Genomic DNA, 23,571 nt, shown 5'->3' with positions numbered 1-23,571 from the left:
CTTAACCTTCCTTGACCAGGCCGAGGGACTCCACCACATCGCGCGCGGCGCTGTAGTAGCGCACGTAGCCAGTGCAGCGACAGATGTGCTTGCCCAAGGCGTCTTCGATCTCGCCCTCCAGCTCGCTGCGTTTGACCGGCTGACGCTGCAATTTCTCCACTAGCACGGTGGCGGCATTGACGTAGCCCGGCGTGCAGTAACTGCACTGGAAGGCAAACTGATCGACGAACTGCTGCTGGATCGGGTTGAGCTCGCTGACCTCGCCCTGAGCATCGCGCTTGGCATGGCCTTCAATGGTGCGCACACGCTTGCCGTCGAAGAAATGCGCGCCGGTGATGCAGGTGCGAATCTCCTCGCTGGTGCCATCGGCTTTGTCGAGGATCGCCACGCAGGCGTGACACACGCCCTGGCCGCAGCCCAGGCGCGAACCGGTGAGGTTCAGGTATTCGTGGAGAAAGTCGATCATCATCAGGTCGTCGGGCACTTCCATCGGGCCGACTGCCTGGCTGTTGATAATCATGCTGAGCAGGCGCTTAGCCATGGAGGGCCTCCTTGATGCGGGCCGGAGTCAGGGGAAGGTCGCGCAGGCGCTTGCCGGTGGCGTGCGCCACCGCGTTGACGATGGCGCCGACCACCGGAATCATCACCACCTCGGCGATACCCTTGGCTGGGTCGCTGGGTGATAGCGGCGGCAGAATCTCCGCGCTTTGCGACCACACCGCGCAATCCTTGGCGCGTGGCAGCTGGTAGCGGTTGAAGTTCCAGGTGCCGTCGCCGGGGCCGCCTTCATACAGTGGCATTTCCTCCAGCAGCGCGTGGCCGATGCCCATGGCGATACCGCCTTCGAGCTGACCGAGCACCAGCTCCTCGACTATCACCCGGCCGCATTCGAGCCAGGAGTGATGGTTGATCACCCGCGCCTCGCCGCTGCCTTTGTTGACCTTGACCTCGACCAGGGTGGCCACCGGGCTGTAGTAGGTGACCATGGCGTTGTTCAGCTGGGTGACCGGGTACTTGATGCTGACGCGATCGAGCAGGTGGAAGCCGTTGCGGCTCATCTGCGCTTTCTGCGCGGAGGTTGCACCGTCACCGTATTTCACCGCCAGGGCATCCAGCGGCACGCGCTCGCGCTGGCCGTTGATCTCGAACTCGCCCTCGGCCCAGCTCCAGCGGTTGAAGCCGTGCACGCTGACGCCAGTGACCAAACCCAGCTCATGGGCCTTGTGCGCCAGCAGTTTGAACGGAATCGGCGGCATGCCATCGGCCGTCAGCTTGCCTTCGACCCAATGCGCGTTCTCGCGGCGCACCACATAAGGGTTGGCCAGGCCGCCATGTTCGCCCCGGCCCCAGATGGCCAGGGCCGCCGGCCACAGGCCATGGATAAACAGCAGGCGCGCCGCCTCGCGGGTGGAGTGCCCGGTGTAGTAGGAGGAGTTGGTCGCCGACGACGGCGAAGCCAGCTTGCCGACCCAACGCGGGTTGCGCAGCGCGGCGTCCTGCTCGGCCTGGCTGATCATGTAAGGGTTGCCGCTGGTGGTCAGGGCCAGCTCGCTCCACTCGGTTTCGCCGGTCTTGATTTCGTCGGCGGGCTGGCCGAGGTAATCGGCGACCAGCAGGGCCTGCGAAGTGGCCATGCCGGTGCCCATGTCGATGGCGATCTGGCGCAGGCTGACGCGGCCGTCGGCGCTGAACTCCAGGCTGGCCATCGGCGCTTCGGAACCGGTACCGAAGTCCTTCTGGCAGATGGCGAAGCCAACGCCATAGAGGTTGTCCGGGTCCTCGGCATCGAAGCGTTGCTTGCGTGCCACGCGGTCCTTCCAGATCTCATGCTGCGCGGCCTTGTCGAGGATTTCATCGAGGCGCAGGGCACCGGCCGGGATCGCGCCCTGGGTGTTCTTCATGCCGGACTGAAACACGTTCTTCTTGCGCAGCTCAATGGCGTCGATGTTCAGCCGCCCGGCCACTTCGTCCACCATCATCTCGGTAGCTGCCATGGTTTGCAGGGTTCCGTAACCGCGCATTGAGCCAGCTTCCACGCCGCGCGAGTAATAGGCCGTGGCCGCCAGATCGCTGCGCGGCAGGTAGTAGATCGACTGCGCTGCAGTGGCGCCGACTGCAGCCACCGATGAGCTGTAGTTGGCGCGGCCGCCGCCATCGACATCCATATGCGCACGGAAGATCTGGAAGCTGTGATCCTGCTTGTTCACCGCCAGCTGGTAATGCATGTCGAAGGGATGGCGCTTGATCCCGCTCTGGAACTGCTCGTAGCGATCATTGGCCAGGCGCACCGGCACCCCGTCGCCGTACATAGCCGCAAGGGCGGCGTAGAACACGAAGATGTTGTTGTCCTTGGAGCCGTAACCAACGGTGTAACCGGGGTGCATGTTCAGCGTCTTTACGGCGAAACGTGACGGCGCAAGCATGTGCGCAGTCTGCTCGGCCACTTCGAACGGGCACTGGGTGGCGACCACGAAATGCAGGGTGCCGCTAGCCGGATCGAACCAGCCGTTGCCGTTGTCGGCTTCCAGCGCGGCCGGTTCGATGGATTGGGTAGTGAAACGCTCATCGAACACCAGCCAGTTGTCCGGCGGCGTTTGCAGTTGGTTGAGCATCTGCTCTGCGTGATACAGGCCCTGCTGGGTCAGGTCGCCACTGACCTTGCCCTCGCCCCAGGCCGGTTTGCGGTTGTGGATCAGCGGAAACAGCATGCTGTCCTTGAGGCTGGAGAAGGTGTCCGGATCAAACGGCGTGGTGCCGCCCACGCGCACGAAGCGGAAGCTGCCATAAGGGTCGCTCTGGAACGCCGGAGCTTGATCGCCATAGCGGATCACTTTGTCATTGAACTTGAGGATGTTCTTGGCTTGGCGGTAGCGCTCGAAGTCATGCCAAATCAACAGCGCCACCGGGTGCCCGATAAACATCGGCACCTGGCCTTCGGGCAACAGCGGATCGAGGTTATGACCATCAGGAAAGCTGATGCCGTCCTTGCGCAGATCGCTGGCGGTGACCACCCGCTGCGGTTGCAACTCGGCCGGCAACAGCGACAGGTCAAAACCCTGGTACAGCTGCTCGGTGCGCGTGGCCTTGAGCAACAGGGCATGACCTTGCTGCTGCGGCCAACCGGGCATGTCCTTGGCGCGGATATCGCGGGCAAACACCTTGCCGCCCACGGCTTTGGACACCCCATCAATACGCGCCACGGCCTTACCGCTGGCGTTGTACCAGGGCTGCGGCATGCGCGTAACACGCTCTTCAAACAGGGCGGCGAACGCCTTGCTGCCCAATGGCGCGAAGCTGATACCGATGCCGGCGATGACGCTGCCTTGCAGAAAGGCGCGGCGGGATAAATCAGGAGTGGACATGTCCGTTCCTCGGGGCCAGATCAGCTTGGCCATTTGCGTGAACAAAAGAGAGACAGGCGCGCCGCTTAACAAGCACGGAGCATTAATCAGCGTAGACGACAGATTTATTGACCTGAAAGTCAGATTCTACCCAAGTCATTGCTACAACAGAATAAAAACCTGTCTTTTAAGTCAGACAAATTTGTCATTGCTGCTCTAAACCGGCCTTCTGCGCACTGCTAACGCGGGCGCATGCTAGGCTGCGCCTCCCGCCAACCGTGCGAGCTCTTTCGGCCATGTCTCAGCTTTTACGTCACCAGCGCCCATTCCTGGCCTTCTGGTTCGCACGGGTATTCACCGCCAGCGGCTTCCAGATGATTACCGTGGCGATTGGCTGGCAGATGTATGCGCTGACCGGCAACGTGCTCGACCTCGGCCTGGTCGGGCTGATCGAATTTCTACCGAAGATCCTGTTTATCCTGCTCACCGGGCATGTGGCCGACCGCTTCGACCGGCGTAAGGTGGCCGCGCTCTGCCAGGGCGCGCAGGGGCTGATAGCCCTGGGCCTGTTGCTCGGCAGCAGCGCCGGCGGTATCAGCCGCGAAATGATCTTCGTGATTGCCTTTCTGCTTGGCACCGCTCGCGCCTTCGAGATGCCCACCACCCAGGCCTTGCTGCCAAATATCGTGCCGCCAGGGCTATTCCCAGCGGCTGTAGCTGCGTCGGCCTCGGCCATGCAGGCTGCCACCATCATTGCGCCAGCACTGGGCGGTTTGCTCTATGCCGTCGGCACGCAGTGGGTCTATGGTCCCGCGGTGCTGCTGTATGGCTGCGCCCTGAGCCTGATGCTCAGCCTGCCGGCGCGCCAGTTGCCACTGAAGCAGAAGGTCTCGCTGGATTCGCTACTGGCCGGCTTTCGCTTTATCCGCAGTCGCCCCGCCGTGTTCGGTGCGGTGTCGATGGACATGCTGGCGGTGCTGCTCAGCGGCGCCACTGCGCTGCTGCCGGTGTTTGCCAAGGACATCCTGCTCACCGGTCCCTGGGGCCTTGGCCTGTTACGCTCGGCGCCGGCCGTGGGCGCGCTGCTGATGTCGCTGTGGCTGGCGCGCTTTCCCATTGAGCGCCGGGTCGGCCCGGTGATGTTCACCTCGGTGGCGATCTTCGGCGTGGCGACCATCGGCTTCGGCTTGTCCACCTCACTCTGGTTTAGCCTGACCGCTCTCGTCGTACTGGGTGCGGCGGACATGATCAGCATGGTGATCCGTGGCGCCTTCGTGCAGCTGCAAACCCCGGACGAGATGCGCGGCCGCGTCGGCGCGGTCAACGGCCTGTTTATCGGCGCGTCCAATCAGCTCGGCGACTTCCGCGCCGGGGTCAGTGCCGCCTGGTTCGGCACGGTGCCGGCGGTGCTGATCGGCGGCGTAGGGGCGATTCTGGTCACCGGGATATGGATTCGTCTATTTCCCGAATTGGCCAAGCGCGACCATATGCACCCGCAAGGCCCAGAGCGAACCAACGACTGATGGGTTAGCCGACCAGCATGGCCTCGGCTACCTGCTTGCGCACCGCCTTGCCACACAGCTGCTCAACCAGCGTCAGGGCGAACGCCAGGGCGGTGCCGGGGCCCTGGCTGGTGATGCAGTTGCCATCGACCACCACCGGCTGATCGACAAACACACAGCCGCTCAGCCGATCACTGAACGCCGGATAACAGGTCATACGCCGCTGCTTGAGCACGCCATACTGCTGCAGGGCCACGGCGGGCGCTGCGCAAATGGCGGCAAACAGCTTGCCGGCCTTGGCCTGCTCGCGCACCTTTTCAGCCAGTGGCTGATGCTCGGCCAGGTGCTCGGCACCGGGCATGCCGCCGGGTAGCACGATCAGGTCAAAATCCTGGGCCAGCACATCCACCAACATGGTGTCGGCCGTCAGGCGTGTGCCGCGGGCGCAGGTGATCATCCGCCGCTCTTCGATGCTGGCTACCACCACTTCGATTTCGGCGCGCCGCAGCACGTCGATCAGGGTCACGCACTCGATGTCTTCATTGCCGTCAGCGACGCTGATCAGGGCTCGCGTGGTCATATTGGCCTCCTTCTTGCCTATACAAATAGCTGATGCAAGCTGACCATTTGGTCATAAATTCACCCCCTCGGGGCGAGCTGATATGATGCGCGCCTTTTCCCGGATCGCCAGCAAAAACACACGCACACGCGCCGATGTGCTTTGCTTTCGATTTGCATATTCACGGCACAAAAGCCGTTACGGAGTGTTGCAGATGCTGGAAAGATTGTTCCAACTCAAGGCACATAACACCACGGTGCGCACCGAAATGCTCGCCGGGCTGACCACCTTTCTGACCATGGCCTATATCCTCTTCGTCAACCCGGAGATGCTGGCCAAGACCGGTATGGACCATGGCGCGGTATTCGTCGCCACCTGCCTGGCAGCCGCCATCGGCTCGCTGATCATGGGCCTGTGGGCCAACTACCCGATTGCCCTGGCGCCCGGCATGGGCCTCAACGCCTTCTTCACCTACACCGTGGTAATGACCATGGGCCACACCTGGCAGGTGGCGCTGGGTGCGGTATTCCTCTCCGGGGTGATCTTCTTTCTGTTGTCGATCTTCAAGATTCGCGAGTGGATCATCAACAGCATCCCCCTGGCCCTGCGCGCCGGCATCGCCGCCGGTATCGGCCTGTTCCTGGCAATTATCGCGTTGAAAAATGCCGGTATCGTGGTCGATCACCCTGCCACCCTGGTGACCCTTGGCGACATGACTCAGGGCGGAGCACTGTTGGCCTGCCTGGGTTTTTTCGTGATCGCCGCGCTGGCGCAGCGCCGGGTCACCGGAGCAGTGATGATCGGCATCCTGCTGATCACCGCTCTGTCCATTCTGTTCGGGCTGTCCAAGCTGAATGGCGTGGTGTCCATGCCGCCATCCGTGATGCCGACTCTGATGCAACTGGACATCATGGGCGCGCTGGATATCGGCTTGGTCAGCGTGATTTTCGCCTTCCTCTTCGTTGACCTGTTCGACACCTCCGGCACCCTGGTCGGCGTTGCGCAGAAAGCCAACCTGCTGGACAAAGACGGCAAGATGCCCAAGCTCGGCCGTGCCCTGCTGGCCGACAGCACCGCGACCATGGCCGGCGCCGCACTCGGCACCTCGACCACCACCAGTTATATCGAATCCGCTGCTGGCATCAGTGCCGGTGGGCGTACCGGCCTGACCGCTTGCGTGGTGGCCGCGCTGTTCCTTCTGGCGCTGTTCTTCGCCCCGCTGGCTGGCGCCGTACCGGCCTATGCCACCGCACCAGCGCTGCTGTTCGTCGCGGTGCTGATGATGAGCAGCCTGGCGCAGATCGAATGGGACGACCTTACCGTCGCCGCCCCAGTAGTCGTTGCCGCCCTGGCCATGCCTCTGACCTTCTCGATTGCCAACGGCATCGCCTTCGGCTTTATCGCCTGGACCCTGATCAAGCTGCTGGCCGGCCGCTGGCGCGAACTCAACCCGGCGCTGGTGGTGCTCTCGGTGCTGTTTGCGATCAAACTGGCGTACTTCGCCTGATGACCTTGCGGGTGAGTCATCACTCACCCGCTTCTAATTTGAAAAGAGTCCCGCATGAGCCGTTCCCAGTTCGATCCCGCCAACTACGCCGCCCAGCTTGCTGACAAGCAGCAGCGCCTGATCGAGCTGCTGGCGCCGTTCAACGCCCCTGCACCCGAGGTATTCGAATCGCCGCGCGAGCACTATCGCCTGCGCGCGGAATTCCGCCTGTGGCGTGAAGGTGAGGATCGCCATTACGCGATGTTCGAGGCCGGCGATAACCTCAACCCGATCTTCTTCGAAGACTTCCCCATCGCCAGCGCGCAGATCAATGCGCTGATGCCGCGCCTGAAGGCCGCCTGGCAAGCCAGCAGCGCCCTGAGTTTCAAACTGTTCCAGGTCGAATTTCTTACCACCCTGGCCGGCGACGGACTGATTACCCTGTGCTATCACCGCCCGCTGGATGCCGCCTGGCAGGCCGAGGCCGAAAAGCTGGCTGCAGACCTGCAGGTCAGCATCATTGGCCGCTCCAAGGGCAAGCGCCACGTTATCGGCAAGGACTATGTCGAGGAAAAACTGCAGGTCGCTGGCCGCACCTTCAGCTATCGCCAGCCAGAGGGCGCGTTTACTCAGCCCAACGGCGAGGTGAACCAGAAGATGCTCACCTGGGCCTACGAAGCGCTGGGTGAACGCACGGACGACCTGCTGGAACTGTATTGCGGCAACGGCAACTTCACGCTGCCGCTGGCCACCCGCGTGCGCAAGGTGCTGGCTACCGAGATCAGCAAGTCCTCGGTGAATGCCGCCCTGGCTAACCTGGCCGACAACGGTGTGGACAACATCACGCTGGTACGCCTGTCTGCCGAAGAGCTGACCGAAGCGCTGAATGAGGTGCGGCCGTTCCGCCGCCTGGCTGACATCGACCTGAAGAGCTACGACTTCGGCTGCGTATTTGTCGACCCGCCGCGCGCCGGCATGGACCCGGACACCTGCGAGCTGACCCGACGCTTCGAGCGCATCCTCTATATCTCCTGCAACCCGGAAACCCTGGCCGCCAACATTGCCCAACTCAGCGACACCCACAAAGTGACGCGCTGCGCGCTGTTCGATCAGTTCCCCTACACCCACCATATGGAGTCGGGCGTACTGCTGGAGCGTCGCTAGCGTTACCGCGCCACCCACAGCTACACCGGGTGCAAGCAGCAGACCCATCGGCGGATTGGCGTAAGGTTGCACCACCCGGCCTAGACTGCGGTGGCCAGGTGCCTGGCAACCATCCGCCAAGGAGTCGTCGATGCGTCGTTATCTATTAGCCCTGCTGCTGCCCCTGCTGAGCGCCTGCACCAGCACGCCAGAACCGTCGATACAGGTGCTGCAGCCTGTGCAAACTGCGCCGTATGAGACCTTCAGCGTGCGGGCGGTCAGGGCCAGCGGTCATCGTATGGATCTGGAACAGCGCTTTAACCAGGCGGTGCAGAACGCACTCAGCGCCAAGGGTTACCGCTTCACTGAAACGCAGCCTGATATGCAAGTCATTTATGCCCTCGGCCTGGAACAGGAAACAGGCATTGAACTTGCCCCGGTGGCTGTCGGCGGCACGGTCTACACCCAGACCCGCGCCACCGAAGACGAGCGCGCGCGTCTGGCTCTGCGCATTCTCGATAGCGAGACCCAGGCGGTGCTGTTCCAGGCGCAGATCAACCGGCAACTGCACAACCCGGACATGAGCCAGGAAAACTTCGACCGTGGCGTAGCCGAGATCCTCGAAGACTTCCCCACCGCACGCTGACTCAGACGCGCGGCAAACCGCGCAGCGCCCAGAAGCTCAGCCCCGCAGAGACCACTTCCAGCAGCAACGCGTAGAGGTTAAAGGTCTGCTGCGCGCCGCCATCCAGCCACAGACCGCCGATGCGCGCCAATGCCAGGGCGCTGTAGAGCAGCACTAGCAGGGTCAGCGCCGCGCGGGTGAAGTCCAGCCGGCTTAGCGACAGACCGATAAACGCCGCCAGGCCCAGTTGCAAGCCACCATAGAAGGCCCGCACATCAGTAGCAGCGGCCGGCGACATAAGCAGCATGCCGCTGAGATTGGTCATTTCATGGGGTTGAACAAAATAGGCCAGGCCCAGGCCCGCCAATGCCAACAGTTGAATCACCAGTACTACGCGTGCAAACAACATGGACAGCATCCTTTTCTTGGAATTCGAGAGCCCAGAAATCGAGCACGCAGCATAAGCCCCAGCCACGCCTTTCGGAAATCGACGGTGGTTAGCCACGGCCGCCGGGCGCTATGCTCAGCCTTTCACCTGCCAGGAGTTACCCGATGCGCCAGTTGCTTGTTCTCGCTGGGCTGTTTGTCAGCAGCCTGAGTTTCGCCGCCGAGCCCTTGACTATAGACGTGCACCGCGACGCCAACTGCGGCTGCTGCAAGGCCTGGATCAGCCACCTGCAGGACAACGGTTTTAACGTAGTCGATCATGTCGAAACCAATATGAGCGCAGTCAAACAGCGCCTCGGCGTGCCGCCACGTCTGTCCTCCTGCCATACCGGGGTAATAGGCGGCCAATTTGTAGAAGGCCATGTGCCGGCGTCCGACATCCTCAGAATGCGCAAGCAGCCCGACCTGCTCGGCGCGGCCGTGCCGGGCATGCCAGCCGGCTCACCGGGTATGGAATACGGCAATGTGCGTGACGCCTATCAGGTCATTGGCCTGGATAAGCAAGGCGCAGAACGGGTGATCAGCGAATATCCGCGCATCGAATAGATAACACCTGCGCTGGCGTAGCTCAGGCCAGCGGACGACACTCAAGCTCGACATACACAGGACGATAGCGATGCGCTGGAAACGCGGAAGACGCAGTGACAACGTGGTGGATGCGCGCGGCAGCGGCTCACGCATGGGCGGCGGCAAGGGCCTGACCCTAGGCGGGGTGGCCATCGTGGTGATCGTCGGCCTGCTCAGCGGCCAGGACCCGATGCAGATTCTCGGCCAGCTGGCCGGGCAAGCCATGCAGGGCGGTTCAGTCAGCGCACCGCAAAGCTCCGCGCCTGCGGTCAATGACGAACAATCGGAGTTCGTCCGCGCAGTGCTCGGCGACACCGAGGACACCTGGCGGGAAATCTTCCAGGGAGCCAATCGGCAGTACAAGGACCCGACCCTGGTGCTGTTTCGCGGCGGGGTGAACTCCACCTGCGGCTTCGCCAACTCGGCAGTCGGGCCGTTTTATTGCCCCGGCGATCAGCGGGTGTATATCGACCTGGCGTTCTTCCGCGAGCTGGAACAGCGCTTTGGCGCGGCCGGCGATTTTGCCCAGGCCTATGTGATTGCCCATGAGGTCGGCCACCACGTGCAGACCCTGCTGGGCGTCTCGGCCAAGGTCAACGCCGCCCGCCAACGTGGCGAGCGGGTGGAGGGTGCAAGCGGGCTACTGGTACGTCAGGAGTTGCAGGCTGACTGTCTGGCAGGCGTGTGGGCCTACCACGGCCAGCAACGACATGGCTGGCTGGAGCCTGGAGACATTGAGGAGGCGCTAAACGCTGCCAACGCCATTGGCGATGACCGCTTGCAGAAACAGGCGCGTGGCCAGGTGGTGCCGGACTCTTTCACCCACGGCACTTCAGAGCAGCGCGTGCGCTGGTTCAAGACTGGCTTCGACGGTGGCAATGTCGGCCGCTGCGATACCTTCAAGGCCACACGGCTATAGCCCTAGGCTCATGGTGCGGCCCGTAGGGTGGATGTCGCTCCACCCATCCACCACCGCGCCTCCCGATGGTGGATGAAAAAACGTCATCCACCCTACAGACTGAAAGCTGCCCGTGATGGATTACTGACATAAAAAATGCCGCTGACCTGATCAGGTAAGCGGCATCATTTTGTCAGCAACGAGCTCTGTTTATTGCGCCCAGGGCGGTGGCGGCTCCTCACCCTTGGGCGCATCTTCGGCATTGAGCAGCGCCTGACGACGCTCTTCGTCGGCCAGGGCGGCCTTGATCTCGCGCATCACTGCGTCGATATCAGCTTCTTCTTCCGGGTCATCGAACTCGCCGGTCAGCGGGCTTTCCGGGGTCAGTTCACCGGCCTCATACAGCGCCCACATTTCCTTGGCGTACTTGGTGAACTTCAATTCCGGGGCGAACTGACCAAAATACGCCGACATGTTGCCGACATCCCGCTCAAGCATCTTGAACGCATGGTTGTTGCCGGCAGCGTCCACCGCCTGTGGCAGGTCGATGATCACCGGGCCGCCCGGATCAAGCAGCACGTTGAATTCCGACAGGTCGCCATGCACCAGCCCGGCGCAAAGCATTTTCACCACTTCATGAATCATAAAGGCGTGGAATTCGCGGGCATCGTCCGGATGCAGGTCGACATCGTTGAGGCGTGGAGCGGCATCGCCCTCGCCGTCATCGACCAGTTCCATCAGCAACACGCCTTCAAGGAAATCATACGGTTTGGGCACCCGCACTCCGGCGCTAGCCAGGCGGAACAGCGCCGCCACTTCGGCGTTCTGCCAGGCGTCTTCCTGACCCTTGCGACCATACTTCGAGCCTTTGGCCATGGCCCGAGCATCACGACTGTTACGCACCTTGCGGCCTTCCTGATACTCGGCGGCCTGACGGAAGCTGCGTTTGTTGGCCTCTTTATAGACCTTGGCGACGCGCAGTTCTTCGCCGCAGCGCACCACGTAGACCGCGGCTTCTTTACCGCTCATCAGCGGGCGTATCACTTCATCGACCAGCCCGGCTTCAACCAGGGGCTCAATACGTTTTGGCGTCTTCATCAGCTTTAATCAGGGGTCCTGTATTGCCCAAGTCGTATCTGCCGCCCGTTATACGGCAATCTTTACGCAGCGCCCACCCTCCTGTCAGCACGCCACCTATTACCGAAGCCCACCCAGACCTGCGCAACGTAACAAGATCCGCTCAATTACGCCGACTGGCGGCACGTATAACCGTCCAAGCGGAGCGAACCGGGCGTTACAAGCAAGCGACGGATGCAACCAAAGGGGATTAAAGACTGTCCCATGGGCTACATCTTCGCCAGGCAACCTATGCCTTACGCACCGGAACCTTACCTTGACTCCGCAAAGACGCTTTGCCCGAGCCTGCAGTGATTGGGAAATACAAGCATGAAACACGCCCTGTCTGGCATCGGTACCATTAACCAAAGTCCAGTCTTCAACCCGCGCACTGCACTGGACAAACTTGCAGCCCAGCGTCATGCCATCCCCAGCCGGTGCAACGGCATCAGTGCGCCCTGCATCGCCTCCAGCTATGTCGCCACGCCGACGCCGGCGCGCTATATCAGCCGCCTCTGCGAGCAGTTTGCCCACAAACTGACAGTCAGTTGCGATGAGCATCATGGCCGCATCGAATTCGACTTCGGCCTAACCCTTCTACAGGCGGAGCGAACCGGCCTGCATATCACGGCCCTGAGCAGCAACCTGCAAGACCTGGAAAAGCTCAAGCATCTGATCGCCGCACACTTCGAACGCTTCGCCTGGCAGGCCGAGCTGAGCCTCGATTGGCACTAACCGTCAGGGCGCCAGTAGATGCTGACGCAGCGCCTCGATGGCATAGCGCACCTTGGCCGGTTGCGCATCGCGGCGCGGCGTCACCAGGTAAATACCGAATGGTGGCATACGCCAGTTCGGTAGCAGTTCGCGCAGGCTGCCATTGGCCAATTCCTCCTGTACTTCCTGCTCCGGTTGCAGCGACACGCCCATACCGGCCAAAGTGAAATGGCGCACGGCGAGGATGTTGTTGCAGCCCACCCGGCTTTCCACCCGTAGTTTCTCCACCTGGGCATTTGGCCCGTGCAGTTCCAGCACGTTGAACGCGTTATCACCATGCAGGATTAGCCAGTCCAGGCCGATCAGATCTTGCGGCTGATTGACCGGCGGCTTGCGCAGCAGGTAGGCCGGCGCGGCGCATAGCAGCATGCGCGAGTCGCCGATATGCCGCGCCACCAGGCTCGAGTCGTCCAGATGGCCGACGCGGATGGCCAGGTCGATGCGCTGCTCAATCAGATCGATTTGCTCATCATGGAAAAACAACTTGAGGCTCAGGCCGCTGTGCGCCTGCAACAGCGGCGCCAGTGCTGCACTGAGCCGCCGCCCGGAAAAGCCCACGGGCGCGGCTATACGCAACTCCCCCACCGGTGCATCACGCAGCTCGGCCAGGCGCAGCTCGGCCTGCTGCGCCAGCGCCAGCACCTGAGCGCAACTTTGATAAAACGTCGCGCCTGCCTCGGTCAGGGTCAGCTTGCGCGTGGTGCGGTGCAGCAGGCTGACCTGGGTGCTGTCTTCCAGTTTGCGAATCTGCTGGCTGACCGCCGATGCGCTCATGCCCAACACCTCGGCCGCGGCCACCATGGAGCCACGGTCGACCACGGTGGCGAACACCGCCATGCGCTTTAACTGCTCCATTCGTAAGCCCTGCTTAATAGTTAAAGCCCTTTTAGCCTATTTTTCTGAGCTTTACCCAGCTGCGATTATCTCTCGCACTTAATCCCTCCTGGAGAAACCCATGAAACTCGCTCTGATCGGCGCCAGCGGCTTTGTTGGTGCAGCTGTTCTGCAAGAAGCCCTGGACCGTGGCCACCAGGTCACCGGCATCGTCCGTAATCCCGCGAAACTGCCACAGCACCCGGCGCTTAACGCCGTAGCTGGCGATGCCTACAACGCCGACGCCTTGGCCGCGCAGCTCAAGGGTCATGACGCGGTAATCCATGCATTCAACCCAGGCTGGGGCACGGCGGAAATTCGCCAGCGCTTTATCCAGGGCAGCCAGGCGATCATCGCTGCCAGCAAACAGGCCGGCGTACAGCGCCTGCTGGTGGTCGGCGGCGCAGGCAGCCTGTATGTCGCCCCAGGCCTGCAACTGATCGATACCCCGGACTTCCCCGCCGAATACAAGGAAGGTGCCGAAGGCGCGCGGCAGGCTCTCAACCTGCTGAAGACCGAAACCGATCTGGCCTGGAGCTTTATCTCACCGCCTGCACTACTGCAGCCAGGCGCGCGCAGCGGGCAGTTCCGCATTGGTGGCGACCAATTGCTGATGAATGGCGATGCCCCAGCGCAGATCTCGGTGGCTGACCTGGCCGTGGCCATCATCGATGAGCTGGAGCGCCCGCAACAACTGCGCCAACGCTTTACCGTCGGCTATTAAGCCGCCTCTCGATCAAGGAGAAAATCATGCAGTTAAACGCCAGTGCCTATGTCGTCACGGATACACCGGCCCGCTATATCAGCCGGTTGTGCAAACACTTCGCCCACAAGATTCCGGTGAGTTTCGATGAACAACAAGGACGTATTGAATTCGACAGCGGCTTGGCGCTGCTGCAGGCCGAAGCAGATGGCCTGCGCCTGAGCGTACAAAGCGCCAGCAGCGAAGGCCTGGAAAGCCTGAAAAAGGTCGTCACCAGCCATTTCGAACGCTTCGCCTGGCAGGCCGAGCTAAGCCTCGATTGGCAGTGATCAACCCGCCGGCAGGGTCAGCTCGATGCGTTCCCCCAGCGACTCGTCCAGGCGCTGCAGCTCGGCATGAATCGCCGCTGCGTCGTCGGCCAGCTGCTGGGCGATATTGGCGAAGTCATCGGCAGCCTCGATAAAGGCCAGCACCACCGAGGGATCGAAACGCGTACCGCTGGCCGCGCTGATCTGCCTAAGCGCATCGGCGTGACTGCAGGACGACCGGTACAGATGGTGACTGGTCAGCTCCTCATAGGTGCCGATCACCGCCATCAGCCTGGCTGTCAGCGGAATCTGTTCACCCAGCAAGCCTTGCGGATAACCGCTGCCGTCCCAGCATTCATGCTGGCTGTAGATGATATCGCGGGCATCGCGGAGAAAATCAGTGACGTTACCCAGCTTGGCTTCGGCGGCCAGCAAGGCATCACGCCCGGCTTCGGTGTGACGGTGCAGCAGTTGCAGATCATCGCCCTGCAGTTGCTGGTTCGGGTTGAGCAGTATGCGATCCGGCAGCACCAGTTTGCCGATGCCATGTAGCAGTGCCGACTTGCCCAGCTGGGTGATGCGCTCGCGATTCAGCTCATCGGTCAGCGCCGGCTGCTGATGGGCCAGCGCCGTGGCCAGGGTGGTCATATAAGGTTCGATGCGCGCCAGGTGCTTGCCACAGGGGTTGTCGCGCATGGCCGCGAGACTGGCCATGGCCTCGATGGTGACTTCCTGCAGGCGCTGCATATCGCGGGTGCGGCGGCGTACTTCCAGTTCCAGGTACTCACTTTTGTCACGCAAAAAATCCGCCCCGGCCTTGAGCTGCAGCTGCGCCTTTACCCGCGCCAGCACCAACGGCGGGCTAATCGGTTTGGTGATGTAATCCACCGCGCCCAGATCAAAGCCTTGCTGCTCATCAGCCACCTCAGTTTTGGCGGTGAGAAATATCACCGGAATATCCGCCGTGGCCGGGTTGAGCTTGAGCAGGCGGCAGACTTCGTAACCGTCCATCTCCGGCATCATGATGTCGAGCAGGATCAAGTCCGGCTGCTGGCTGCCAGCAGCGATGCGCAGCGCCTTGACGCCACTGCTGGCGACCTTGACCCGGTAATCATCGAGCAACAACGCGCTCAACAGCTCAAGGTTTTCCGGGGTATCGTCCACCACCAGCACCAATGGCTGATCCGGCCGGTCGAGTATGTTGTCCATCACCGCCCCCCACTCATAGTGTCAGTTGCCGTTGTGCGGCTGCGGCCTGCAGCAGCGCCAGCGCCTGTTCAAAGTCAAAACCACGCACCGCTGCAGCCAGCGCCGCGTATTCACTAGTAAAGGCGCTGCGCAGCAGTTCGGCCTGTTCATCGAAGAGTTTTCCAGCGCGCGGGTCATCCTCGGCAAACAGCCGCTGCAGCTGCCGGCACAGTTGCAGCAACTGCTCGGTATCCACCGCCAGCAATTCGTGCGGCGGCGCGGCAGGAAATTGTGCGTTGATCGCCGCCACCAGGGCTTCCAGGCTCTGCTGCAACTCGGCAAGCAGGCCATCCAGCTCATCGTGGCGAGCATCCTTGATCGCGCTCTCCAAAGTCGCCGCCTGGGCCGCCAGATCCATCGCGCCTAGGTTGCCCGCCAGCCCCTTAAGGCTGTGGGCCAGACGCTCGGCACTTTCCTGCTGATTAGCCGCCAGCGCGGCACGCAACTGCGCGGGAAAATTCCCCTGGCTGGCGACAAACTTGCCGAGCAGGCGCTGGTACAGCTCACGCTTACCGAGCACCCGGCGCAGGCCGCTGTCGATATCCACGCCCGGTAGCTGCCAGTCCACGGCCATGTCAGCTACACGGGGCGAATCAACCAGCGGCCCAGTCTGGATCGGCATCCAGCGCTCCAGGGTATGCCACAGCTCGTTCGGCTCAATCGGTTTGCCCAGGTGATCATTCATCCCCGCCGCCAAGCAGCGTTCGCGGTCGGCGGGCATGGCATTGGCGGTCATGGCGACGATTGGCAGCCCTGCAAAGCGCGGCTCGCGGCGGATCGCCTCGGTAGTAGCGATGCCGTCCAGCACCGGCATCTGCATGTCCATCAGCACCAGAGCGTAATAGCCGTCGGCATGGCTGCTCAGCAGCTCCAGAGCGACACCGCCGTGCTCGGCCTGATCGATCTGCAAGCCGCTTTCCTGCAGCAGGCCACAGGCCACTTCGCGGTTCAGCTCGTTGTCTTCCACCAACAGCACGCGCAAGGAGCTGAAATTGGCAACCCGCTCACCCACCGGCAAACGCGCTAATTTCTGCTCCGCACCCTCGCCAACCAGGATGCGGATCAGCGCATCGAACAGCAGCGAGGAATTGAGCGGCTTGAGCAGCACATCCTCGACACCGACTTTCTCCGCGCCCAGCAGCACCTCCTCACGACAATGGGCAGTAACCATCAGCAGGTGCGGCGGTGGTTGCAGATTGAGTTCGCGCACCCGGCGCAGGGTTTCAATGCCATCCATGCCAGGCATCTGCCAGTCGACCAGCAGTACCTCGAACGGCTCACGTTGCAGGCTGGCCTGTTGCACCTGCTGCACGGCGGCCATGCCCGAGGCCACGGCTTCGACGCGAAAGCTCATGCTTTCCAGCATGTCGTGCAGCACCTGGCGTGCGCTGTCGTTGTCATCCACCACCAGCACCTTGCGCCCGCGCAGATCGGCCTGCGGCAGCAGCCGTTGGGTTTGCTCGCGAGCGATACCCAGCGGCACCCGGCACCAGAACAGGCTGCCCTGCCCCGGCTGACTGTCGACCCCGACACTGCCACCCATGGCTTCAGCCAGGCTTTTGCAGATCGCCAGCCCTAGGCCCGTGCCGCCGTATTTGCGCGTGGTCGAGGTGTCGGCCTGCTGGAAGGATTCAAACAGCCGGCCCATCTGCTCGGGCGTCAGGCCGATACCCGTGTCACGCACGCCGAGATAGAGCAGCAGTTGCTCTGCGTCGCGCTGCTCGACGCGCAGGATCACCTCGACCTCGCCCTGCTCGGTGAACTTCACCGCGTTGTTGGCATAGTTGATCAGGATCTGCCCCAGGCGCAGCGGGTCGCCGACCAATTGCTGCGGCAGCTGCGGGTCGAGGTTGAACACCAGCTCCAGGCCCTTGGCAGCGACCTTGTCGCCGATCAGGTTGGCGAGGTTTTCCAGCACCTGTTGCAGGCCGAAATCGATGCGTTCGATGGTCAGCTTGCCGGCCTCAATCTTAGAGAAGTCGAGAATGTCGTTGATGATCCCCAGCAGGTGCTGGCCGGATTGCTGGATCTTGCCCAGATAATCGCGCTGGCGCGGGTTCAGCTCGGTTTTCAGGGCCAGGTGCGACATGCCGATAATCGCGTTCATCGGCGTGCGGATTTCGTGGCTCATATTGGCCAGGAAATCCGATTTCAAGCGCGCCGCCTCTTCGGCCAGCTCCTTGGCCTCGGCCATGGCCTGCTCAGCCTGCTTGCGCGCGGTGATGTCGCGGCTAATACCCACCAGGCCGAGCAACTGACCCTGCTCGTCATAGAAGGTGGTGCGCAGCGTATCGAAGATCACCCGCCGACCATCCGGGTAGACTGAATAGCCTTCGCTTTCAAACGGCTGTGCCTGACTTCTGGCGATGCGGTCATGCTCGGCGCGCGAGGCGGCCCAAGCCGGATCGAGCAGCGCCTCGTCATGCTGGCCCTGCACCGCCTCACTCGGCAGCCCAAACAGCGTGGCGCAGGCCTGGTTGATGCCGACATAACAACCATCGACATCCTTGAACCAGATCGGATCGGGAATCGCGTTGATCAACGCCAGCAAGGTGCTGCGCTGGCGGCTGGCTTCGGCCTCGGCGCGCTGGCGCTCGGCTATCTGCACGGTCAGGCGGCGATTCCACACCAGCACGAAAATTACCAACGCCAGCAGGCCGAGCAAGTAGGGCCAACCCACGGCCAGCAGGCGCCGCCAGTTGAATGCGGTCAGCGGCGGCAACCAGCGCTGCTTGATCGCCTCCCGTTCGGTGTCGCTCAGGTCGTCCAGGGCCAGGTTGAGCAGGTTCACCAGTTGCGGCCAGTCCGGGCGTACGGCAAAGCGAAACTCGCTGCTGGACAAGCCGGTTTCGCCGCGTAATTCGAGGTTGGTCAGGTTGAGTTCGCGAATCAGATGGCTGGCCACAATCATGTCGCCGACATAGGCATCCGCGCGTCCGGACGACACCGCGCGCAGAGCTGCTTCGGTGTCTGCCACTTCAAGCAAACGCACGCCCGCCACCCGCTCACGCAACGCCTGCTGTAAAACATAGCCGCGCTCGATGGCCACCTGTCTGCCAGCCAGATCCTTGACGCGCTGCACCGCCAGCTCGTTGCGGGTAAAGATCAGGCTGCTGCTGGTCAGATAGGGCTCACTGAACGCCATAAAGGCTTCGCGCTCGGCGGTCTTGGCCACCGAAGGCAGCAGATCGACCTGGCCGTTGCGCAAAGCCTTCAAGGCAGCCTCCCAGTCATCCAGCAGCACCGGTTCAACGCGCAGCCCCAGGCGCTGACCGAGCAGCGCCAGGTAGTCGCCACTCAGGCCGCTATGGCGGCCTTCCTTGTCCAGCACATCGAACGGAGGCCAGCCGCTGCGCTCAATACCGACCCGAACCACCCCATGCTCGGCAACCCAGGCGCGCTCCGCCTCACTCAGCGATACGGCCGCAGGCACGGCCAGTGGCAGCAGGCATAACAGCAACAGGCAATAGAGGCGCGGCATGCAGGCGTCCTTGCGGGCGAGCAGGTGTTCTTCAGCTTAGTCAGCAGTTTGAAAGTCAGATGTGGATTGGCAGACCGCCAGCCGCAGCTGACAATCAGCCCATGTTTATTGGAGGATCGCGCCATGCTCGATGCCAACCGCTGCTGGCAAGCCGTATGCGACCGTGATGCCGCGCGGGACGGTCAGTTTGTATTTGCCGTACGCAGCACCGGTATCTATTGCCGGCCTAGCTGCCCGGCGCGGCGGCCCAAGCGCGAAAACGTCAGTTTTCATGTCGATGCTGACGCAGCTTCGACAGCCGGCTTTCGCCCATGCAAACGCTGCTCGCCGCAGGGGCAGAGCCCGGCCGAACAACTGGATGCACTGGTGGTAGCCGCTTGCGAGCTGCTCAACACCAGCGAGCAGCCACTGCCCCTCACACAGCTGGCAGCGCGAATCGGCCTGTCCGCCTCGCACCTGGCGCGCGCCTTCAAGGCGCGTACCGGACTAACGCCAAAAGCCTGGAGCGAGGCGCAACGCCGCGCGCGGCTGGAACAACAGTTGCCGGCGGCAGGCAGCGTGCTGGATGCCGCGCTAAACGCGGGCTACTCAGGCACCCGTGCGCTGTATCAACAAGCGACCGCTCTGAGTCCGGCGCAACGGCGTAAACAGGCTGCGGGTGAACAACTGCGCTACAGCATTGCGCCCTGCCCGCTCGGCCACTTGCTGTTGGCCAGCAGCGCCAAGGGCATCTGCGCGCTGCTGTTTGGCGACGATCCGACGCTGCTGCTGAGTGAACTGCAGCAACGCTTTGCTGCCGCCGAGCTGCATGTGGATAACGCGGGCCTGGGTGACAGCTTGCGCCAGGTGCTGGCGCAAATAGGCGAACCGCAGCACGCCGCCCGGCTGCCACTGGATATTCGCGGCACGGCGTTTCAACAACAGGTGTGGCGCGCCCCACAGCAGATCCCGGTTGGACAGACGCGTAACTACGCCGAACTGGCCGCACAACTGGGCAGCCACCCACGCGCCATCGCCCGTGCCTGCGCCAGCAACCCGCTGGGCCTGTTGGTGCCCTGCCACCGGGTGATCGCCAGCAACGGCAGCCTCAGCGGTTACCGCTGGGGCCTGGCGCGCAAGGCGGCGCTGCTTGATGCCGAGAGGGATTAGGGCTGACTGCGGTAGTTCGGGTGGGTTAGGCCGCGCCCGCTCCCTGCGGGCTTGCGGCATTCACCCCATCCATGGGGATTGCGCACGGTCACGGACTATCTGTCGATACCCAAGCCAATTGCGCCGTAACCCACCAGCGTGGCCAACTCGATCACCGCTTGGTGGGTTACGTGGCGCACTGATCCCGCCATTGCGTCGCCCACCGGGCCCGCGCCACTAATCCACCCTACAAAACGGCCTGGCGCAGATGACGGGGCAGAACCTAAAAAAAGAGCGGCACCACCTACGGTGGGCCGCTCCAAATCACGGAGTTGCATACATCAGTACCCGCACAACATGCGGATACGGCTGTTTGATTACTTTTCCAAGATTGCAGTCACACCTTGACCGCCAGCGGCGCAGATCGAGATCAGCCCGCGGCCTTCCTGCGCCACCGAAAGCAACTTGGCCAGGTTGGCAACAATGCGCCCGCCGGTGGCCGCAAAGGGGTGGCCGGCAGCCAGGGAGCTGCCCTTGACGTTCATCTTGCTGCGGTCGATGGAACCCAGTGGCGCATCCAAGCCCAGGCGATCACGGCAGTAGTCGGCGTCTTCCCAGGCCTTGAGGGTGCAGAGCACCTGGGCGGCGAAGGCCTCGTGAATTTCGTAGTAGTCGAAGTCCTGCAGGCTCAGCTTGTTGCGCGCCAGCAGGCGCGGCACTGCATAGGCCGGGGCCATCAGCAGGCCTTCCTTGCCGCCGACAAAATCCACCGCCGCCGCTTCGCCGTCCTTCCAGTAGGCCAGAATCGGCAGCCCACGGGCCTTGGCCCAGTCCTCACTGGCCAGCAGCACCAGGGAGGCACCATCGGTCAGCGGCGTCGAGTTGGCGGCGGTCATGGTGCCGCGCGGGCTGCGCTCGAAACAGGGTTTGAGGGTGGCGAGTTTTTCCAGGCTGATATCGGCGCGCAGATTTTGGTCGCGGGTCAGGCCACGGAACGGCGTCAGCAGATCGTCGTGCCAGCCTTCGGCATAGGCGGCGGCGAGCTTCTGGTGGCTGGCCACGGCCAGTTGATCTTGCTCATCGCGGGGAATGGCCCAGGTCTGCGCCATCAGTTCGCAATGCTCGCCCATCGACAGCCCGGTACGCGGCTCGCCGTTACGCGGAATGGCCGGGGCCAGATGGCGCGGGCGAATCTGCAGTAGGCTCTTGATCTTCTCGCCGGTGCTCTTGCCGCGATTGGCCTGCAGCAGGATCTGCCGCAGTCCCTCGTTGACCCCGATCGGCGCGTCCGAGGTGGTGTCGACGCCGCCGGCGATGCCGCACTCGATCTGCCCCAAGGCGATCTTATTGGCCACCAGCAGCGCCGCCTCAAGACCGGTGCCACAAGCCTGCTGCAGATCATAGGCCGGAGTTTCCGGGGCCAGCCGCGAACCCAGCACGCACTCACGGGTCAGGTTGAAATCCCGTGAATGCTTGAGTACGGCACCGGCCACCACCTCACCGAGGCGCTCGCCGTGCAGGTTGAAACGCTCGACCAGGCCATCCAGCGCGCTGATCAGCATCTCCTGGTTGCTCGCAGTGGCGTAAACGGTGTTGGAGCGGGCGAACGGAATGCGGTTACCACCAACGATGGCGACGCGACGCGGCTGGGTCATGGAAGACTCCTGAGCAGGGATAGGTCTTAGAATCTGTTCAAAGTCTCGCGAGCTAGAGTCCTGCAAGGCAAAAACAGGCGAGGAAGCGGAGTGTACTTTTGTACATGAGCATTCCGAGCCTGTTTTTAACGCCGCAGGGCCAACGCGCAGCAGACATTGAACGGGTTCTAGTGAATGGCGCACAGGCTAACCTGTTACCGCAGTGTCGCATTGGCCGCCTTGCCAGTGCAGCAGGCGATGCGGTCAATTGCGCATTTCTGCTGCCTGCGTAGAGTGGGCGCACTTTTGATCTGTGTGCAGGAGCCGCCCCATGTCCGACCGTTATCTCGCCTTTGCCAACTCCACCTCCGGTCGCCGTCTGGTAAGCGCGCTCGGTCTGCCGGCCCCGCTACTGCTGGAGCGCTGGATGGCCGGGCGCAGCCGGCCGGTAGATGGCGCGCTGCTGATTGGCGGCGAAGGCAGCCTGGCCAGCGCCGTGCTGCCATTCGCCCACAAGCTAACCGACGCCCTGTTCGCCGCCCGCGAAGGCCAGCTTGAACTGCCGCGCTGGACCGCCGAGCATGGCCCCAAGCTCAAGGCTCTGGTATTTGACGCAAGCCACCTGAGCCGTTTCGAGCAGCTGATCGAGCTGCGCGACTTCTTCCAGCCGGCCTTCAAAGGCCTGGATAAATGCCCGCGCGTAGTGATCCTCGGCCGCGCTCCGGAAACATTGAAAGACCCGATTGCCGCCAGCGTGCAGCGCTCGCTGGAAGGCTTTAGCCGCTCCCTGGGCAAGGAAATCCGTCGCGGCGGTAACGTGCAGCTGATCTATGTAGGCAAAGGCGGCGAGACGCAGCTGGAAGGCGCGCTGCGCTTTTTCCTTTCACCGAAAAGCGCCTACATCTCCGGCCAGGTGCTGCGTTTGAACGCCTGCGGCGAACAGGTCAACGACTGGACCCGCCCGCTGGCCGGCAAAAAAGCGCTGGTCACCGGCGCCTCCCGTGGCATCGGCGCGGCCATTGCGGAAACCCTGGCCCGCGACGGTGCCGAAGTGGTGCTGCTGGACGTGCCACCGGCCAAGGACGCGCTTGATGCCCTGGCTGCACGCCTGGGTGGCCGTAGCCTGGCTCTGGATATCTGCGCCAGCGACGCCGCCGCGCAGCTGGTCGAGGCGCTGCCGGACGGCATCGATATCGTCGTGCACAACGCCGGCATCACCCGCGACAAGACCTTGGCGAAGATGAGCGACGAGTTCTGGAACTCGGTGATCAACGTCAACCTGAATGCCCCACAAGTGCTGACCCAAGCCCTGCTGGACGCCGGCAAGCTGCACGACAACGGCCGCGTGGTGCTGATCGCCTCAATCAGCGGCATCGCCGGCAATATGGGCCAGACCAACTATGCGGTGAGTAAGGCTGGCGTGATCGGCCTCGCCCAGGCCTGGGCGCCGACGCTGGCTAAACGCGGTATCAGCATCAACGCCGTGGCGCCCGGCTTTATCGAAACCCAGATGACCGCCGCCATCCCGCTGACCATCCGCGAAGCCGGCCGACGGATGAACTCCATGGGCCAGGGCGGCCTGCCGCAGGATGTCGCCGAAGCCGTGGCATGGTTCGCCCAGCCGGGCTCGGGCGCCGCCACCGCGCAAGTGCTACGTGTATGCGGGCAAAGCCTATTAGGGGCTTAATCGCCGTCAGCAGAATGCAAAAGGCCCCGCAGTGCGGGGCCTTTTGCATTC

The 23,571-nt window shown here is 62.7% G+C and carries 20 protein-coding genes; 11 read left to right on the top strand and 9 right to left on the bottom strand.

From position 1 onward, the window contains the following. Window position 1: 1 nt before the first annotated feature. Together AACX99_RS16555 and AACX99_RS16550 are read right to left on the bottom strand one after the other, a co-directional pair. Entirely contained in the window at window positions 2-541 is a 540-nt protein-coding gene (locus AACX99_RS16555; RefSeq protein ID WP_339413496.1) for a (2Fe-2S)-binding protein, read from the bottom strand. Then, a complete protein-coding gene (locus AACX99_RS16550) occupies window positions 534-3,362 on the bottom strand; it encodes a xanthine dehydrogenase family protein molybdopterin-binding subunit (protein WP_339413495.1) in 2,829 nt (942 codons plus the stop codon). Before AACX99_RS16550 ends, AACX99_RS16555 begins: the two co-directional genes overlap by 8 nt. Before the next feature lie 275 nt (window positions 3,363-3,637). Between AACX99_RS16550 and AACX99_RS16545 the strand changes: the two genes are divergently transcribed. Then, window positions 3,638-4,864 carry an MFS transporter gene (locus AACX99_RS16545; protein WP_339413494.1) on the top strand — a complete coding sequence of 409 codons (1,227 nt, stop codon included), beginning with the start codon at window positions 3,638-3,640 and terminating at the stop codon, window positions 4,862-4,864. A gap of 4 nt (window positions 4,865-4,868) precedes the next feature. Here the strand turns inward: AACX99_RS16545 and AACX99_RS16540 are convergent, their stop codons facing one another. Continuing rightward, on the bottom strand, window positions 4,869-5,423 hold the full coding sequence (locus tag AACX99_RS16540) for a DJ-1 family glyoxalase III (protein WP_339413493.1): 555 nt from the start codon (window positions 5,421-5,423) through the stop codon (window positions 4,869-4,871). A gap of 193 nt (window positions 5,424-5,616) precedes the next feature. Here AACX99_RS16540 and AACX99_RS16535 point away from each other — a divergent pair, with 193 nt between their 5' ends. The 3 genes from AACX99_RS16535 (at window position 5,617) to AACX99_RS16525 (ending at window position 8,677) form a co-directional block, all read left to right on the top strand. Next, entirely contained in the window at window positions 5,617-6,909 is a 1,293-nt protein-coding gene (locus AACX99_RS16535; RefSeq protein ID WP_339413491.1) for an NCS2 family permease, read from the top strand. Window positions 6,910-6,963: 54 nt separating this feature from the next. Then, complete coding sequence (gene trmA, locus AACX99_RS16530) at window positions 6,964-8,052, top strand: tRNA (uridine(54)-C5)-methyltransferase TrmA (protein WP_339413489.1); 1,089 nt, start codon at window positions 6,964-6,966, stop codon at window positions 8,050-8,052. Between the two features lie 130 nt (window positions 8,053-8,182). Next, a complete protein-coding gene (locus AACX99_RS16525) occupies window positions 8,183-8,677 on the top strand; it encodes a DUF4136 domain-containing protein (protein ID WP_339413488.1) in 495 nt (164 codons plus the stop codon). A gap of 1 nt (window position 8,678) precedes the next feature. Here the strand turns inward: AACX99_RS16525 and AACX99_RS16520 are convergent, their stop codons facing one another. Further along, complete coding sequence (locus AACX99_RS16520; RefSeq protein ID WP_339413486.1) at window positions 8,679-9,065, bottom strand: DUF4345 domain-containing protein; 387 nt, start codon at window positions 9,063-9,065, stop codon at window positions 8,679-8,681. Between the two features lie 143 nt (window positions 9,066-9,208). Here AACX99_RS16520 and AACX99_RS16515 point away from each other — a divergent pair, with 143 nt between their 5' ends. Both AACX99_RS16515 and ypfJ read left to right on the top strand, forming a co-directional pair. Beyond that, window positions 9,209-9,649 (top strand): DUF411 domain-containing protein, encoded by a 441-nt coding sequence (locus AACX99_RS16515; RefSeq protein WP_339413484.1) that lies wholly within the window; start codon window positions 9,209-9,211, stop codon window positions 9,647-9,649. Window positions 9,650-9,719: 70 nt separating this feature from the next. Beyond that, window positions 9,720-10,589: a KPN_02809 family neutral zinc metallopeptidase gene (gene ypfJ / locus AACX99_RS16510; protein ID WP_339413483.1), complete on the top strand. Its 870-nt coding sequence runs from the start codon at window positions 9,720-9,722 to the stop codon at window positions 10,587-10,589. A 189-nt stretch (window positions 10,590-10,778) separates the two neighbouring features. Here ypfJ and AACX99_RS16505 read toward each other — a convergent pair whose 3' ends face one another. Beyond that, on the bottom strand, window positions 10,779-11,666 hold the full coding sequence (locus AACX99_RS16505; RefSeq protein WP_304869500.1) for a PA4780 family RIO1-like protein kinase: 888 nt from the start codon (window positions 11,664-11,666) through the stop codon (window positions 10,779-10,781). Window positions 11,667-12,014: 348 nt separating this feature from the next. On the opposite strand from AACX99_RS16505, the gene AACX99_RS16500 reads away from it, so the two are divergent. Then, window positions 12,015-12,419, top strand: coding sequence for a DUF2218 domain-containing protein (locus tag AACX99_RS16500; RefSeq protein ID WP_339413480.1), 405 nt, complete (start codon window positions 12,015-12,017; stop codon window positions 12,417-12,419). A gap of 3 nt (window positions 12,420-12,422) precedes the next feature. Here the strand turns inward: AACX99_RS16500 and AACX99_RS16495 are convergent, their stop codons facing one another. Next, complete coding sequence (locus AACX99_RS16495; RefSeq protein ID WP_339413478.1) at window positions 12,423-13,313, bottom strand: LysR family transcriptional regulator; 891 nt, start codon at window positions 13,311-13,313, stop codon at window positions 12,423-12,425. 100 nt (window positions 13,314-13,413) lie between these two features. On the opposite strand from AACX99_RS16495, the gene AACX99_RS16490 reads away from it, so the two are divergent. Both AACX99_RS16490 and AACX99_RS16485 read left to right on the top strand, forming a co-directional pair. Continuing rightward, window positions 13,414-14,055: an NAD(P)-dependent oxidoreductase gene (locus AACX99_RS16490; protein ID WP_339413477.1), complete on the top strand. Its 642-nt coding sequence runs from the start codon at window positions 13,414-13,416 to the stop codon at window positions 14,053-14,055. Window positions 14,056-14,081: 26 nt separating this feature from the next. Next, window positions 14,082-14,363 carry a DUF2218 domain-containing protein gene (locus AACX99_RS16485; RefSeq protein ID WP_090376619.1) on the top strand — a complete coding sequence of 94 codons (282 nt, stop codon included), beginning with the start codon at window positions 14,082-14,084 and terminating at the stop codon, window positions 14,361-14,363. Here the strand turns inward: AACX99_RS16485 and AACX99_RS16480 are convergent, their stop codons facing one another. Both AACX99_RS16480 and AACX99_RS16475 read right to left on the bottom strand, forming a co-directional pair. Next, entirely contained in the window at window positions 14,364-15,551 is a 1,188-nt protein-coding gene (locus AACX99_RS16480; RefSeq protein WP_339413476.1) for a response regulator, read from the bottom strand. It lies immediately after the preceding gene. A 13-nt stretch (window positions 15,552-15,564) separates the two neighbouring features. Beyond that, window positions 15,565-19,071 (bottom strand): response regulator, encoded by a 3,507-nt coding sequence (locus AACX99_RS16475; protein WP_339413474.1) that lies wholly within the window; start codon window positions 19,069-19,071, stop codon window positions 15,565-15,567. A gap of 123 nt (window positions 19,072-19,194) precedes the next feature. On the opposite strand from AACX99_RS16475, the gene ada reads away from it, so the two are divergent. Next, window positions 19,195-20,220 carry a bifunctional DNA-binding transcriptional regulator/O6-methylguanine-DNA methyltransferase Ada gene (gene ada, locus AACX99_RS16470; RefSeq protein ID WP_339413472.1) on the top strand — a complete coding sequence of 342 codons (1,026 nt, stop codon included), beginning with the start codon at window positions 19,195-19,197 and terminating at the stop codon, window positions 20,218-20,220. A gap of 356 nt (window positions 20,221-20,576) precedes the next feature. On the opposite strand, the gene AACX99_RS16465 is transcribed toward ada, so the two are convergent. After that, complete coding sequence (locus tag AACX99_RS16465; protein ID WP_339413471.1) at window positions 20,577-21,854, bottom strand: acetyl-CoA C-acetyltransferase; 1,278 nt, start codon at window positions 21,852-21,854, stop codon at window positions 20,577-20,579. A gap of 310 nt (window positions 21,855-22,164) precedes the next feature. Here AACX99_RS16465 and AACX99_RS16460 point away from each other — a divergent pair, with 310 nt between their 5' ends. After that, window positions 22,165-23,520, top strand: a complete 1,356-nt coding sequence (locus AACX99_RS16460) for a 3-oxoacyl-ACP reductase (RefSeq protein WP_339413469.1) — start codon at window positions 22,165-22,167, stop codon at window positions 23,518-23,520. Window positions 23,521-23,571 lie beyond the last annotated feature (51 nt).

Source organism: Pseudomonas sp. EA_35y_Pfl2_R5, assembly GCF_963970805.1.
Lineage (GTDB): Bacteria > Pseudomonadota > Gammaproteobacteria > Pseudomonadales > Pseudomonadaceae > Aquipseudomonas.
The sequence above is the reverse complement of the archived record's forward strand: the minus strand, read 5'-3'. Positions and strand labels throughout refer to the sequence as shown.

Coding starts and splice junctions, on each gene's coding strand:
- AACX99_RS16485 (WP_090376619.1), top strand. CDS start 14,082: ATGCAGTTAAACGCCAGTGCCTATGTCGTCACGGATACACCGGCCCGC.
- ypfJ (WP_339413483.1), top strand. CDS start 9,720: ATGCGCTGGAAACGCGGAAGACGCAGTGACAACGTGGTGGATGCGCGC.
- AACX99_RS16520 (WP_339413486.1), bottom strand. CDS start 9,065: ATGTTGTTTGCACGCGTAGTACTGGTGATTCAACTGTTGGCATTGGCG.
- AACX99_RS16545 (WP_339413494.1), top strand. CDS start 3,638: ATGTCTCAGCTTTTACGTCACCAGCGCCCATTCCTGGCCTTCTGGTTC.
- AACX99_RS16515 (WP_339413484.1), top strand. CDS start 9,209: ATGCGCCAGTTGCTTGTTCTCGCTGGGCTGTTTGTCAGCAGCCTGAGT.
- AACX99_RS16490 (WP_339413477.1), top strand. CDS start 13,414: ATGAAACTCGCTCTGATCGGCGCCAGCGGCTTTGTTGGTGCAGCTGTT.
- AACX99_RS16500 (WP_339413480.1), top strand. CDS start 12,015: ATGAAACACGCCCTGTCTGGCATCGGTACCATTAACCAAAGTCCAGTC.
- AACX99_RS16475 (WP_339413474.1), bottom strand. CDS start 19,071: ATGCCGCGCCTCTATTGCCTGTTGCTGTTATGCCTGCTGCCACTGGCC.
- AACX99_RS16505 (WP_304869500.1), bottom strand. CDS start 11,666: ATGAAGACGCCAAAACGTATTGAGCCCCTGGTTGAAGCCGGGCTGGTC.
- AACX99_RS16555 (WP_339413496.1), bottom strand. CDS start 541: ATGGCTAAGCGCCTGCTCAGCATGATTATCAACAGCCAGGCAGTCGGC.
- AACX99_RS16535 (WP_339413491.1), top strand. CDS start 5,617: ATGCTGGAAAGATTGTTCCAACTCAAGGCACATAACACCACGGTGCGC.
- AACX99_RS16495 (WP_339413478.1), bottom strand. CDS start 13,313: ATGGAGCAGTTAAAGCGCATGGCGGTGTTCGCCACCGTGGTCGACCGT.
- AACX99_RS16465 (WP_339413471.1), bottom strand. CDS start 21,854: ATGACCCAGCCGCGTCGCGTCGCCATCGTTGGTGGTAACCGCATTCCG.
- AACX99_RS16525 (WP_339413488.1), top strand. CDS start 8,183: ATGCGTCGTTATCTATTAGCCCTGCTGCTGCCCCTGCTGAGCGCCTGC.
- AACX99_RS16460 (WP_339413469.1), top strand. CDS start 22,165: ATGTCCGACCGTTATCTCGCCTTTGCCAACTCCACCTCCGGTCGCCGT.
- trmA (WP_339413489.1), top strand. CDS start 6,964: ATGAGCCGTTCCCAGTTCGATCCCGCCAACTACGCCGCCCAGCTTGCT.
- AACX99_RS16480 (WP_339413476.1), bottom strand. CDS start 15,551: ATGGACAACATACTCGACCGGCCGGATCAGCCATTGGTGCTGGTGGTG.
- ada (WP_339413472.1), top strand. CDS start 19,195: ATGCTCGATGCCAACCGCTGCTGGCAAGCCGTATGCGACCGTGATGCC.
- AACX99_RS16540 (WP_339413493.1), bottom strand. CDS start 5,423: ATGACCACGCGAGCCCTGATCAGCGTCGCTGACGGCAATGAAGACATC.
- AACX99_RS16550 (WP_339413495.1), bottom strand. CDS start 3,362: ATGTCCACTCCTGATTTATCCCGCCGCGCCTTTCTGCAAGGCAGCGTC.